18 protein-coding genes are annotated in these 12,548 nt (G+C 64.8%); 8 read left to right on the plus strand and 10 right to left on the minus strand.

Annotated elements, in window-relative coordinates; genetic code table 11:
* The 4 genes from QGG57_06535 to QGG57_06550 form a co-directional block, all read right to left on the minus strand.
* The coding region (locus QGG57_06535; GenBank protein MDP7007820.1) for a YqaJ viral recombinase family protein at positions 1-320 on the minus strand (320 nt) is incomplete at its 3' end.
* 22 nt (positions 321-342) lie between these two features.
* Positions 343-729: a VOC family protein gene (locus tag QGG57_06540; protein MDP7007821.1), complete on the minus strand. Its 387-nt coding sequence runs from the start codon at positions 727-729 to the stop codon at positions 343-345.
* Positions 730-815: 86 nt separating this feature from the next.
* Positions 816-1,379, minus strand: a complete 564-nt coding sequence (locus QGG57_06545) for a peroxiredoxin (GenBank protein ID MDP7007822.1) — start codon at positions 1,377-1,379, stop codon at positions 816-818.
* A 36-nt stretch (positions 1,380-1,415) separates the two neighbouring features.
* Positions 1,416-2,474: a DegT/DnrJ/EryC1/StrS family aminotransferase gene (locus tag QGG57_06550; GenBank protein MDP7007823.1), complete on the minus strand. Its 1,059-nt coding sequence runs from the start codon at positions 2,472-2,474 to the stop codon at positions 1,416-1,418.
* 180 nt (positions 2,475-2,654) lie between these two features.
* Between QGG57_06550 and QGG57_06555 the strand changes: the two genes are divergently transcribed.
* Positions 2,655-3,236: an aquaporin gene (locus QGG57_06555; protein ID MDP7007824.1), complete on the plus strand. Its 582-nt coding sequence runs from the start codon at positions 2,655-2,657 to the stop codon at positions 3,234-3,236.
* A gap of 149 nt (positions 3,237-3,385) precedes the next feature.
* Here QGG57_06555 and QGG57_06560 read toward each other — a convergent pair whose 3' ends face one another.
* Together QGG57_06560 and cgi121 are read right to left on the minus strand one after the other, a co-directional pair.
* On the minus strand, positions 3,386-4,288 hold the full coding sequence (locus QGG57_06560) for a VIT1/CCC1 family protein (protein ID MDP7007825.1): 903 nt from the start codon (positions 4,286-4,288) through the stop codon (positions 3,386-3,388).
* A 24-nt stretch (positions 4,289-4,312) separates the two neighbouring features.
* Positions 4,313-4,783 carry a KEOPS complex subunit Cgi121 gene (cgi121, locus tag QGG57_06565; protein ID MDP7007826.1) on the minus strand — a complete coding sequence of 157 codons (471 nt, stop codon included), beginning with the start codon at positions 4,781-4,783 and terminating at the stop codon, positions 4,313-4,315.
* A 52-nt stretch (positions 4,784-4,835) separates the two neighbouring features.
* Here cgi121 and QGG57_06570 point away from each other — a divergent pair, with 52 nt between their 5' ends.
* On the plus strand, positions 4,836-5,537 hold the full coding sequence (locus QGG57_06570) for a helix-hairpin-helix domain-containing protein (GenBank protein ID MDP7007827.1): 702 nt from the start codon (positions 4,836-4,838) through the stop codon (positions 5,535-5,537).
* Here QGG57_06570 and QGG57_06575 read toward each other — a convergent pair.
* From QGG57_06575 to QGG57_06590, 4 genes are read right to left on the minus strand one after another with little or no spacing between them, the layout of a single operon-like run.
* Entirely contained in the window at positions 5,534-6,073 is a 540-nt protein-coding gene (locus tag QGG57_06575) for a gamma-glutamyl-gamma-aminobutyrate hydrolase family protein (GenBank protein ID MDP7007828.1), read from the minus strand. The two genes, QGG57_06570 and QGG57_06575, sit on opposite strands and share 4 nt — an antisense overlap.
* Positions 6,070-6,747 (minus strand): diphthine--ammonia ligase, encoded by a 678-nt coding sequence (locus QGG57_06580; protein MDP7007829.1) that lies wholly within the window; start codon positions 6,745-6,747, stop codon positions 6,070-6,072. The genes QGG57_06575 and QGG57_06580 overlap by 4 nt, the downstream gene beginning before the upstream one ends.
* Positions 6,744-7,331, minus strand: a complete 588-nt coding sequence (locus QGG57_06585; GenBank protein MDP7007830.1) for an RlmE family RNA methyltransferase — start codon at positions 7,329-7,331, stop codon at positions 6,744-6,746. The genes QGG57_06580 and QGG57_06585 overlap by 4 nt, the downstream gene beginning before the upstream one ends.
* Positions 7,332-8,387 carry a HEAT repeat domain-containing protein gene (locus QGG57_06590; protein ID MDP7007831.1) on the minus strand — a complete coding sequence of 352 codons (1,056 nt, stop codon included), beginning with the start codon at positions 8,385-8,387 and terminating at the stop codon, positions 7,332-7,334.
* Between the two features lie 47 nt (positions 8,388-8,434).
* On the opposite strand from QGG57_06590, the gene gatD reads away from it, so the two are divergent.
* The 6 genes from gatD to QGG57_06620 all read left to right on the plus strand — a co-directional run.
* Positions 8,435-9,703 carry a Glu-tRNA(Gln) amidotransferase subunit GatD gene (gene gatD, locus QGG57_06595; GenBank protein MDP7007832.1) on the plus strand — a complete coding sequence of 423 codons (1,269 nt, stop codon included), beginning with the start codon at positions 8,435-8,437 and terminating at the stop codon, positions 9,701-9,703.
* A 30-nt stretch (positions 9,704-9,733) separates the two neighbouring features.
* Positions 9,734-10,849, plus strand: coding sequence for an aminopeptidase (locus QGG57_06600; protein MDP7007833.1), 1,116 nt, complete (start codon positions 9,734-9,736; stop codon positions 10,847-10,849).
* Positions 10,850-10,918: 69 nt separating this feature from the next.
* Positions 10,919-11,137, plus strand: coding sequence for a hypothetical protein (locus tag QGG57_06605; GenBank protein ID MDP7007834.1), 219 nt, complete (start codon positions 10,919-10,921; stop codon positions 11,135-11,137).
* On the plus strand, positions 11,134-11,331 hold the full coding sequence (locus QGG57_06610; protein MDP7007835.1) for a hypothetical protein: 198 nt from the start codon (positions 11,134-11,136) through the stop codon (positions 11,329-11,331). The genes QGG57_06605 and QGG57_06610 overlap by 4 nt, the downstream gene beginning before the upstream one ends.
* Before the next feature lie 65 nt (positions 11,332-11,396).
* Positions 11,397-12,194: a class I SAM-dependent methyltransferase gene (locus tag QGG57_06615; GenBank protein ID MDP7007836.1), complete on the plus strand. Its 798-nt coding sequence runs from the start codon at positions 11,397-11,399 to the stop codon at positions 12,192-12,194.
* Between the two features lie 51 nt (positions 12,195-12,245).
* The coding region (locus tag QGG57_06620) for a hypothetical protein (protein MDP7007837.1) at positions 12,246-12,548 on the plus strand (303 nt) is incomplete at its 3' end.

Here is a 12,548-nt window from a genome sequence, read left to right on the forward strand (position 1 = left end):
AACTTTTGATTATTAAGGAGATTTAACTCTCGTTCTACTGTACAATTATAGTATTTTTCGTATTTTTGTATGGCCTCTTCTTCATATTTATTACCCCAAGCTACAATTTCTTCATCTATATCAACATCTGGTTTTTTACCTAACTTCTCAATTAGTAAATCCTCTGGGCTCTTGAATGGGCTTTGGTTTAACGCTACGGCTACATCAGAAGCCGTTAGGAAATTACTCCTATATTCCAGCCATTGATTACTTTTCTGTTTAGCGTCAGACGAAACCTCTAAGTCTTTTTTGATTAACTGAATTGTAGCCGAACTTACCACATCCTGTGATTTGACGCCGCGCTTAACCCTTTCCCGTCCTCTCAATCAGCTCAATCCATATCCCATTGGGGTCCTTGAGGAATGCCAGTTTCGTCGCCGAGCCGGGTAGCGAATAAGGCTCCTTCGCGATTTCGACGCCCGCCTTGCGGGCCTCCGCGACGAGCGCGGCTACGTCGGGGACATAGAACGCGAGGTGGTCCAGCTCGTCGCCCGCGTTCCAGTCCTGCTTGTCCCACCACCAGGTCAGCTCGAGCAGCGCGCCGGTGGCGGGGTCTTCGAGGAAGGCTATGTCAGCGCGGGTGCTCTCGATCGGATGGCGCCGCTCGAGCCGCATCCCGAGCCAGCGCTCGTAGAAGGCGATGCTCGCCTCCATGTCGCGGACGGTGATGGAGGTGTGCGCGAAGCCCATGCTTCACAGCGTTTTGCGGCCGGGGCGCCAGCAGCCGCGACGGAGACGCCAGACTCCGGCGCTAGGCTGCGCCCAGGCGGCCGGGCTCATAGTGTCTTCCGGCCCGGCCGCCAGCTGGCGGGGCACGATTTCCCGGTCTGCAAAGCTTGCAGCAGCCGCACGATTTCGTCAATGTTGCGGCCGGTGCCGGCGGGGTAGACCGAGTAGGCGCGGACGATGCTCCGGTCGTCGATGATGAAGGTGCCGCGGAGCGCCATCCCGGCGCGCTCGTCGAGGACGCCGTAGGCGCGGCTGGTGCGCAGCGAGGGGTCCTCGAGCAGGGGGTAGCCCAGCTTGTCGATGCCGCCGCGCGTGCGCGGGCGCTCCATCCACGCCTGATGGCTCTGCTTCGAGTCGGTCGAGCAGCCGATGACCTGCGCGCCCGCCTGCTCAAAGTCGCGCAGTCGGCGGTTGAGGGCGTGCAGCTCGGTCGGGCAAAGGCCCGAAAAATCGCGCGGATAGAAGAACAGGACGGTCCAGTGGCCGCGCTTGCAGTTCTCCACCAGGCTCACCAGCCGCTCCTCGAACCGCTTCTTGCGCGGGTTCCAGCGAATTGCGGCGCCCTCGAACTCGGGCGCCGGCTGTCCCATCTCTGCCTGCTCGTCTGCCATCGCTGCCTCGCGGGAGCGGGGGAGTCCGGTGCCGCTTTAAGCCGTTGGCGCGAAGTCGCGCACCGCCTCGATGACCGTCCCGACGTCGTCCTCCGAGAGGCCGGGATGCACCGGCAGGGATAGCACGCGCGCGGGTAGCGCCGCCGCCCGCGGCGTCGGCGCGGCAAACTCCGCCAGTGGCCGCGCCTCGTAGAGCAGCGAGGGATAGTAGACGCCGCTGCCGATGTCGCGCTGCGCGAGGTGTTCGCGCAGCGCGTCGCGCGCGTCAGACTGGATGGTGTACTGGTGGAAGACATGACCGCGCCGTTCCTCGGGAACCTGCACGCAGTCGGCCAGCTCCGCGCTGTAGCGCCGCGCGTTGGCGCGGCGCGCCGCGTTGTAGCCGTCGAGCTTGCGCAGCTGCACACGGCCAATCGCGGCGGCGATATCAGTCATGCGGTAGTTGAACCCCAGCTGCAGATGCTCGTACCGCTCGCCCTGCCCGTGCGCGCGCAATTGCACTACCGCCGCGGCGACCTCGTCGTCGTCGGTCGTCACCATGCCGCCCTCGCCGGTGGTCATGTTCTTGGTGGGGTAGAAGCTGAAGCAGCCCGCGAGTCCGTGCGACCCCGCACGGCCACCCGCGTCGGCACCGTGCGCCTGGCAGGCGTCCTCGATGATGGGCACCGCAGCGCACGCCTCCCGCAGCGCGTCCATGTCACACAGCTCGCCGTAGAGGTGGACCGGCATCACCGCCTTCGTGCGCGGGGTGATGGCGGCCGCGACCGCCGCGGGGTCGAGCGTGTAGCCGTCACGTTCGAGGTCGACGAAGACCGGCTTCGCGCCCGCCATGCGGATGCTCGACGCGGAGGCAAAGAACGAGAAGGGAGTCGTGATGACCTCGTCGCCCGGGCCGACACCCGCCGCGAGCAGCGCCAGATGCAGTGCGGTGGTGCCGTTGGTCGTCGCGAGCGCGTGCTTCGTCCCGCAATAAGCGGCGAACTCGGCCTCGAACGCCGCCACTTCAGGGCCTTGCGCCAGCGAGCCCGAGCCGAGGACGCGTGCGACCTCGCGCTGCTCCTCGTCGCCGATTAGCGGCTTCGCAATCGAAATCATCACCACACCACGTCCGGCGAGCCATTTAATGGCGCTGGCGGAGGGGTGTTGCAACCACCCCGCAAAGTCCCGGAAAGGTGGTACCTAATGAATGATTTAACTATAAAACGTTACCGAAATTATTAAATAGACCTTTCTACACCCCATGACTGGTGTCCACCAATGTTTGAAGACACGAACATGAAGGCCGTCAGTGCCGAGGTCATGGGAACCTTTTTCCTGGTTTTCATAGGCCTCACTGCTTTCGGCGCGCTTGGTGGGGGTTTCGAGGGGGCTTTTGCCTTCGGTGTAACCCTCATGGTCCTGATGCACGTCATGGGACCCATATCTGGATGTCACCTCAACCCTGCGGTGTCCATCGGGAATTTTATGTCGAACAAGATGTCGCAGGACGATGCGATTGCATATGTCCTAGCGCAGATTGGCGGTGCGTTCATCGGCTTCGCAGCGATAGGAGGGACTTTCAGCGTCCTGACGGGTGACATGTTCGCCCTTGGCGCTGCAGCGGTCGGCACGGCCTTCTTCGTGCTGGTCCTACTCTCGACCTCCGACCCCTGGGCTGTCGGCGGCACGCTGTTCGTGGTAACCGCGATGGCGGGCGGCTTCAATGAAGTCAACCCCGGTGTCCTCGCTGGTGGCGGTCTTCACACCGTCGTGCTGGTCGATAATGGCGAGATAACTACCTCGGCCACGTACGCCATGGTCGGCGGCGTCATTGGCGCCGTAGCTGGCTGGGCCGTCAAGGACAACGTCCTCGACTAGAACACACACCTTCGGGGCTTGCGTCCCCCAAACCCGTGTCCCGCCTTCGGGCGGGGCACACCATTTTTTTCCAGTTCGGCTGCGCATTATGGCAGCCGCTGGCCGAGTGAAACGAGGCCAGAAAGGCTGCGCCCGTGGCGCACCTTGCGCTACAGTGATATATCGAAATAACCGCGCAGCACGATTGCCACTCCGTACGAGAGCAGCGCCACACCGCCCGAGATGGCGCACATCTCGAGGAAGCGGCGGCGGAATGGCTGGTTCTGTGCCACGGAGACGTAGTAGTTGAACGCGCCGACTATGCCGACGCCAATCAGCAGCGTCGCGCCGAGCGCCTGGTGCAGCACCGATAGTCCCAGCAGCTCGGGGCTGTCGGGCCGCAGCGCGAGGTAGGGCATTACCAGCAGGAATACCGTCACGAGGTACGCCACGCCGGTGTAGAACGCGGCGCGCAGCGGGTTGCGGGCGTCGCCCTCGGTGCGTGTCGCGAGGAATTCCGAAGCGGCCATCGACATCGCCGCCGCGATCCCCGTGACGAGTCCCGCCAGCGCAACCAGCCGCAGGTTCTGGAACGCGAAAGTGAGGCCGGCCAGTGCGCCGGTCAGCTCCACGAGCGCGTCGTTGAGGCCGAGCACCATCGAGCCAGTGTACTGTAATCGCTCCTCGTCAAGCATCCCCAGCAGGTGCTGCTCGTGCGCCTCCTCCTCCTCCATGATTGGCCGCGCGGCGGGGATTACATCGATGATGCTGCGATATTCGGCGGCGATGTTCACCTCGTCGCGCTCAAGCAGGTTGACGCAGAAGGTGATGCCAAAGAGCCGCGCCAGCAGCGAGAACCACGCTACACGCAGCCGTGACGGCGCCACCTTCTGGCCGGAGTACTCCTTCCAGAACTCGTAGTGCCGCACCTCGTCTTCGGCAATCTGCTGCAGCACCTTGCGGTTGGCGGGATTGCGCTCGCGCTGCGCCAGCCGCTCGTAGATGCGTGCCTCGGTCAGCTCCAGGTACTGGAACCGCAGCACCTGCTTCAGCGTCGCCGCGTCAAGCTCCATCATCTTCCCAGCGCGGGGCAGTTTTCACCCCTTGCCCCGCACGGGCAGCAAAGCGCAGCGCGTCAACACCAGCTCCGGCCAGCGCTCGCGCGGATTGGCGTCGAGCACCGCCTGCGGCAGTCCGAAGGCGCAGAAGTCAAACTCCGCCTCGTCCAGCACGCTTGCGTCCTCCGTGACCAGCCCCGCCAGCTCCGGCGGCGGCTCGCCGAAGGCGACCCACGCCACCGCCTCGATCACCGGCGTCAGCCCGGCGCGGGCGATGGCGCGCGAGACCTGCCGCTGACCGGTCAGGTAGAGCAGCACTTCGCTGGCGCGGGTGTGCGAGAGTGCGTAGCCGCCGTCGTGCGCGCGCTGTGCCAGCTCGGCCGCCTGATGCAGGTGCAGCGCGCCGCACACCGCACGTGCGTCGGCGAGCGCCAGCCGTGGGCCGAGCAGCTCCCTGAGCGCTGCGTCGCTGCCTGCTGCACAGCGGCCGCCCCCGACGGTGAAATCCACGCTGGCGCAGGCAGGGGATATTATATATCCGGCAGCACCATCGCGACGTCCCATGGCCGACGGCGACGAACAGACATCCCAGCTTGAGGGCGCGCTGGCGCAGGAGCAACAGCGGCTCGAGAAGCTGTGGGATGCATACGAGCAGCAGGAGCAGGACCTGAACGCATCGCTGGACCGCATCAACCGGCTGGAATCCGACCTGGAGACCAAGCAGGCGATGGTCCAGTCACTCGAGGAGCTGCTAGGCGAACGCGACAGCCACATCCGCGAGCTCGAAATCGAGCGGCAGCGGCAGGCGAAGGTCGAAGCGGAATACGCGCCGCGCGTGGATTCGCTCGAGGAAAAGGTCGCCGACCAGACCGAAAAGTATGACCGGCTGCTCTCGATTACGCAGGAGATGGAGGAAGAGCTCGAGTTCGCCAAGCAGGCGGTCCGGGCGCGCGACGGCTGGTTCAACCAGAACGTCAGCAGCCTCGAAGCGATTGCCGCAGTCGCGAAGGAATGGCGTTCAATCCAGTCGGGCAATTTCCCCGCCCCCAGCAGTGGCGGCGGCCCGGGCGGCTCGAAGGCGGACTTCATCTCCGCCGCCTCCAAAATCAAGGGGCTCGGCAAAGTGAAGGCGGAGCAGCTCTACGACGGCGGCTTCCACACTATCGAAACTCTCAAGGCCGCCTCATTCGATGACATTAGCGGCGTCAGCGGCTTCACCAAGCTGACCGCGCAGAAAATCGTCGACGGCGCCAAGTCGCTCTAGAGCGCGAGAAAGCTGCGCACTAGCTGCTCGTTGCGAACCTCGGGGTGAAACAGCACTCCCCACGCCGGCAGCTCGCGGTGCCGCACCACTTGCGCGCACTCCTCCGATCGCGCCAGCACTTCCAGCCGCGCACCGGGCTCCACCGCATGGCGATGCAACGCGAAGGCTTCGAAGCGGCTGGCGCAGAGCGGATTCTCCGCCAGCGTCTCGACCGCGACCATCCCGATTTCGCGCTGCGCGATTATTTTGCCGCCGCAAGCGGCCGCCAGCAGCTGCATCCCGGAGCAGACCGCCAACAGCGGCAGGCCAGCCTCCAGCAACCGCTTGACCGCGCCTATTTCTTTTAAATATTGGTCATCCTGAAGCGCAGTCCCCGCCAGCAGGATGTGCGACACCGCCTCCGGGACGCCATCCAGCATGCCGAGACGGACGCTTTCGACCGTCGCACCGGTCTCGCGCACGATGCGCTCAAGCGGCGCGACGAACTCCGCCTCGCTCAGCGGCTCGACGCAGGTGGAGACGAGCAGCACGCTCACGCGAGCACCGCCTTGCGAATCTGTAGCCGGCCGGCGCCGGCGCGAAACTCCGGGCGCGTCTCGAGCAACCGCAGCCGCTGGCGGAAGAGCGGCGCGCCGAGCACCAGTGTCTCCAACTCGCCTCCCTCGCCGGCCGGGTTCAGCCTGTAGCGGTCCGCAAGTGCCAGCAGCCCGTCGACCGCCGTGCGGTCCAGCCTGCGGCCGAGCCACTCCGGGCCAAGGCCGTCGGCCGCGACCGCAGTCACGATGACCTCGTAGCGCTCGGCGAGCAGCGTCTCGAGCAGCTGCGGCTGCGGCAGCTGCCAGAGCGGGTTGAAACACCAAAGTCCCAAGTCGGCGCAAGCGCGCTGGATGCGCGTCGCCTGGTAGGTCGACGCGAGTGCGCCGGTGACAACGCCGGCGATGCCGGTTTCGCGCTGCGCGCGCGCCAGCAGTGCCTGCATGTCAGCCAGCTCCGCCTCCGGCTCGCCCTCCATCGCGGCGGTGAGCTGCGGCACGCCGAGCGCCTCGGCCTGTAGCGCAGTCCACTCCAGCGCCGGGGTGTGGAACATCCAGCTGTCGTCGCGCTCAGGCAGCAGCGTCAGCAGGCACGCCACTTCGTGGCCGGCCGCGACGGCGCGGTGCAGCGCAAGGCAGGAGTCCTTGCCGCCCGAGAAGAGCACGCCGAGCTTCATCGCCGTTTCCGCTTCGCGATGAGGTAAACCTCACTCGACGCCTTGCGCGACGCCTCGGACGAGAGCGTGCGCACCGAGCCGAACTCCGCCTGCACCTCGGCGCGGTACTGCTGGAAGTCTTCGCCCTCGAACACCTTGACCGCAAAACAGCGCGCGTGGCGCTCGCTGGCGACAGCGAGCGCCAGTTCCGCGAGCTCGATTGAACGCGCCTGGTCGACCGAATAGTTGCCGCTCAGATCGGGGCTCATGTCGGAGATGACGACCGCGGCGGTCGGCGCCAGCTCGCCGAGCTGGCGGCGCAATTCTGCGTCGCGCAAATCCCCCTGCAGGAACTCGACGCCCTCGAGCGGGGCGATGTGCGCCAGGTCAATGCCGATGACGCGACCCTCGGGGCCGACCATTTCCTGCGCCACCTGGCTCCAGCCTCCCGGCGCGGCGCCCAGATCCAGGACGGTGTCGCCCTTGCGGAAGAGCTGGCTGCGCCGCTGGATTTCCTGCAGTTTGTAGGCCGAGCGCGCGCGGTAGCCCTCGCGCCGCGCGCGACGCTGGAACCCGTCGCTGCCGCGGCGGCCCCTGCCCGGCATTCAGCTGCCGCCCGCCTTGCGGAGCGCCCACTTGGCAGTCTGGGTGATGTTGCGGTCGGCGGCGCGGGTGGTGCGGCTACGAATAATTGCGAGATGCGGCTTGACCAGCGCCGGCTTGTTGGCGCCGATATAGCCCAGCGCCTTCAGCACCTCGACGTGGATGTACCAGTCGTCGTTCTCCAGCGCCCTGGCGAGATGCGGCACCGCCTGCATCACCACTAGCGCGTCGCGGTTGCCGATGCGCCCCAGCGCGGTGGCGCACGCCTTGCGCAGTTCCGACGAATTTGACTTGAGCCCCCGGATGAGCGACGGGACTGCCGGCGCGACCGCCTGCGGGCTGTGTCGCCCCAGCACGCCGACGCACTCGGCGGCGCGCTCCTGCACCCGGTCGCGCGACTTGAGCGCCGCCACCGCGGCGGGCGCCAGCTTGATGGCAGCCTGCGGCTGCTTGCCCGCCAGCGCGGTCAGCAGCACGATGGCGTGGTAGCGCACGCGCCAGTCGCGGTGCTTGAGCGCGTCGCGCAGCTTGGGGAGCGCCTGCGCTGGCGCCTTGTGGAGCACGCGGCCCAAGGCATCCTGAGTGGCGTAGCGCACGTCCTTGTCGTCGTCGTCGAGCAGCTCGAACAGGTCGGGGATGGTCTCGTCGCGGCGTCGGTCCGAGTTAATGGAGAGACCAGTCCAGAGCTTGACGACGTGCAGCCGCACCTCGCGGTGGGGGCTGTCGAGCGTCGCCTGGATGGCCTCGAAAAAGTCGTCCTGCCGTTCCGGCATCAGCTCGCGCAGGACCTGTAGCGCCTCGATGATTGCCAGCTGCGGCTGCGCCGGCTGCTCCGGCAAGGTGCCGAGCAGCGCCTTGACGATAGGCTCGCGCCAGCGCTCGGCCGCCTGCACCTGCACCAGCAGCGCCTTGACCGCCGCGGCACGCGCCTGCTCGCTACCTGACTTGAGCGTGGTCAGGTGCTTCTCGACCTGGCTGTCGAAGCCGCGGTCGGCTGAACCCTCCCGCCATTCCTCCACGGAATCCTTCAGTTCACTGAATCGGTCGCGCCATGACACGAGCTTGCGAAGGGATGAAGGTAATAAGGCTCGCGCGATGGCGCGCCATGCCGACCGCGGCGGAGCAATTCCTCAAGGCACACGACGCCCGGCTGCACGACCGCGTGCGCATCAGCGCGGGCGGCCGCAGCCACGAAGGGCGCATCATGCCAACGCACCGCTTCTCGGGCGACCACGTCGTGGTGCTCAAACTGGGGAACGGCTACAACATCGGCGTCTCGTGCGAAGGCGCCGAGCTGGAGCTGCTCGAGCGCGCTCCCGCGACGGCGGAAGCGACCGCCGTCGAGGCGCCCCCGCCAAGCGACCTGCCGCCGCTGACCATGCTCGGGACGGGCGGCACCATCGCTTCCTACGTCGACTACCAGACCGGCGCGGTCCATCCGGCCAAGAGCGCCGAGGAAATCGTCGCGGCGGTCGCGGGGCTGGCCGAGATTGCGAGCATCCGCGCCGAGGCGCTGCTCTCGCTGGCGTCGGAGGACATGCGGCCCGACGACTGGAGCGCGATTGCGAGCCGCGTCAGCGAGCTGCACGCCGAAGATGGCACCGGAATCGTAATCGGCCACGGCACCGACACTATGGCCTACACCGCCGCTGCGCTCGCGTTCCAGCTGCCGGTACTGCGCGCACCGGTCGTGCTGACTGGCTCGCAGCGCAGCAGCGACCGCCCTTCGAGCGACGCGCACCTGAATCTCGCCGGCGCGGCGCGCGCGGCACTCACAGACCTAGGCGAAGTTGCTATCGCGATGCACGCTTCTTCTAGCGACGATACGGTCGCGCTCTGGCGCGGGACGCGCGCGCGCAAGGCGCACTCATCGCGCCGCGATGCCTTCACGGCGCCGAACGGTGGCCGGCTCGGGAGCGTCGGCGACGCAGTCAAGTTCGATGCCGAGTACCGGCCGGTCGCCGACGAGACGCGGCTCGAAGCGGGCTTCGACCCCGACGTGGCGCTGGTCTGGAGCCACCCTGCGCTTACGGCGGGCGACTGGGAGGCGGCGACCGCTGGCAAGCGCGGGGTCGTCGTGGCGGGAACCGGGCTCGGCCACATTGGGAGCCATTTGCACGCCGCCGTGCGGGCGACCGCGCGCGACGCCGTCGTGGCGATGACGACGCAGTGCCTGGCGGGGTGCACGAACCTGAACGTCTACCGCAACGGCCGCGAACTGGGCGAGGCCGGCGTCATCGAGGCGGGCGATACGCTGCCGGAAACGGCACTCGTCAAGCTGATGTGGCTGCTGAAGCATCGCCCCGACTCGGCCGCCGAGGGAATGGGCGAGAACTTAGTAGGCGAGCTGGGCTCGCGCCGGTTTTTAGATTAAGCTTTTAGCAGCCCGGAACTGGCGCGCTCCATGCCTGACCCGCGCTACGCGACGCTCGCGTCGAATCTGGTTAACCACTCGATTCGCCTGCAAAAGGGCGAAAAGGTGCTCATCGAGGCGTTCGACCTGCCGGAGGCGATGGTCATCGCGCTGGTGCGCGCCGCACGCGAGGCGGGTGGCGCGCCGTTCGTGACGCTCAAGAACAACCGCGTCCTGCGCGAGCTTTACGTCGACGCGACCGCGGAGCAGATGCAGCTCTGCGGCGAGGTCGAGCTGGCGCGCATGCGCGAGATGGACGCCTACATCGGCATGCGCGGCAGCCGCAATATCGCCGAGATGTCCGACGTACCTTCCGAAAGGATGCAGCTCTACCAGACGCACTGGCTGCAGCCGGTCCACTTCCAGGAGCGGGTGCCCAATACCCGCTGGGTCGTCCTGCGCTGGCCGTCGCCGTCGATGGCGCAGCAGGCGGAGATGTCGACCGAGGAGTTCGAGGATTTCTACTTCGACGTCTGCTGTCTCGATTACGCGAAGATGGGCAAGGCCATGGAGCCGCTGAAGGCGCTAATGGAGCGTACCGACCGCGTCCACATCACCGGCCCCGATACCGACCTGCGCTTCTCCATCAAGGACATCCCGTCCATAATCTGCTCCGGGGACCGCAACATCCCCGACGGCGAATGCTTCACTGCGCCCGTGCGCGATTCGGTCGAGGGATACATCCACTTCAACGCGCGCACGCTCTACAACGGCACGATCTTCAGCGACGTGCGGCTCGAGTTCGCGGCGGGAAAAGTCATCGCTGCGACCGGCAGTGACGACGCGCGGCTCAACGAAATCCTGGACAGCGACGAAGGCGCGCGCTACGTCGGCGAGTTCTCGCTGGCGTTCAACCCCTTCATCCGCGAGCCGATGCTCGACATCCTGTTCGACGAGAAAATCGCCGGCAGCTTCCACTTCACCCCGGGAAACGCCTACGACGAGGCGGACAACGGCAACCGGTCGGAAGTCCACTGGGACATGGTGATGATTCAGCGCCCGGAACACGGCGGCGGCGAAATCCGCTTCGACGACGTGCTCATCCGCAAGGACGGGCTGTTCGTGCTGCCGGAGCTGGAAGGGCTTAACCCGGAGAACCTGCGCTAACGGGGCTACCGCACGGAGGGGCTGGCGGCGCGCCGCCAGCCCCTTAAGCCCCCCGCGTTTCGGGCAGCGATGGCATACAGCGACCTGTCCCCGGCCGACCGCAAGGTCTACGACTACCTGCGTCAGGATGATTTCGTCGCGAAGCCGTGGTCGACCGCGAAGGCGGCGAAGGCGCTGAAGCTGAAGCCGGCGCAGGTCTATGAGTCATTGAGCAGCATCGCGCACAACATGCGCAGCAACATCCACATCCACTACCGTGACGGTGCGCTGCGCATTGCCGCGGAATGAGCGACGCTGCCTGGCGGGTGCTCGGCGCAGTGGGCGTGCTGCCCTGCGGCTGGCTGCTCTGGGCACTCGAGCTGGCGCTGTGGCAGCAGGCGCTGGTCGCGCTGCTGGCGCTTGATTCGCTGCTGCTGGCGCTGCTCGGCTGGCGCTACATCGAGTGGTTTCTGGGGCTATTCGGCAGCGAGACGGATTCCTGAAACGGTCCTAGCAGGAAGAAAGAGCTTCAACGCTTTTATGTTTCAAGTAACTGGAGGATCTAATGGTGGACATTGAGGACATCACCCCTGCGTTGCGCGACTCACCTCCCGACAGGCGCAACCAAGTCTGGAGAGATTGGTACGACAGCCTGATTAACCAACTGGAGAACCGCGACTACAGGTTCATGAATTACGGATATATAGGGCTGGAGGATCCAGAATTAGAACCCTCGGATGAAGCGGACCGTATTTTCATCGAGCTCTACCAAGTGACTCTCGGTGGCACTGACCTGACTGACAAAGACGTGCTTGATATCAGTTCGGGACTGGGTGGTGGAGCGTCCTGGATTTCTCGGTGGCGCCAGCCAGCCTCTCTTATCGGAATGGACATCTCGAGCGAAGCCGTCAGCCTCTCCAACAAATGGTATGGTGGCCAGCAAAACCTGCGTTTTGTTGTCGGTGATGCCGAAGCGCTGCCCTTCCCGGACGCCTCCATTGATGTTGTCTACAACGTAGAATCTTCCCATTGCTACGCCAATTTCGATGCTTTCCTCCGGGAAGTGTTCCGGGTCCTGAAGGCTGACGGAGTCTTCTGCTGGTCTGATTTCCAGGGCCGGGCCACGATGGAAATCATCGTATCGCGATTCGAAGATGCTGGATTCACAATAATATCTTCGAACGATATCACGGATGGTGTCCTGCGTTCACTTGAATTCATTTACAAAGCAATTTCTGAAGGTATATTCAACGGTGAGAAGGTCATTTGGGGTGGCAATCTCGAAAGTTTGCAGGACGTCATTCAGGAATTTGCTGGGGGCGACCATTCATACCATCATTTACGTTTGTCCAAAGCAATATTGTAGTCTTCACAATCTAAGCAGGTCTTATTAATACACCATGCTTAATCAGTTTTCATGACCAAGAATTACAATTCATCCAAGAGCAACACTTCAAGTGTCAGTGAAGCCCCCGTTGGCGATGGCGGCGGCGGTGGCGAAGATGACATCCTCGACGTCGACCCGAAGACCAAGAACTACAATTCGTCCAAGAGCAACACTTCGAGTGTCAGTGAAGCCCCCGTTGGCGATGGCGGCGGCGGTGGCAATGGGCAGGAGTCAGATGTGTGTGATGATTTTTACTATGAGGGCGGCGGCGGTGGCGAAGATGACATCCTCGACGTCGACCCGAAGACCAAGAACTACAATTCGTCCAAGAGC

Source organism: Candidatus Poseidoniia archaeon, assembly GCA_030748895.1.
Lineage (GTDB): Archaea > Thermoplasmatota > Poseidoniia > MGIII > CG-Epi1 > UBA8886.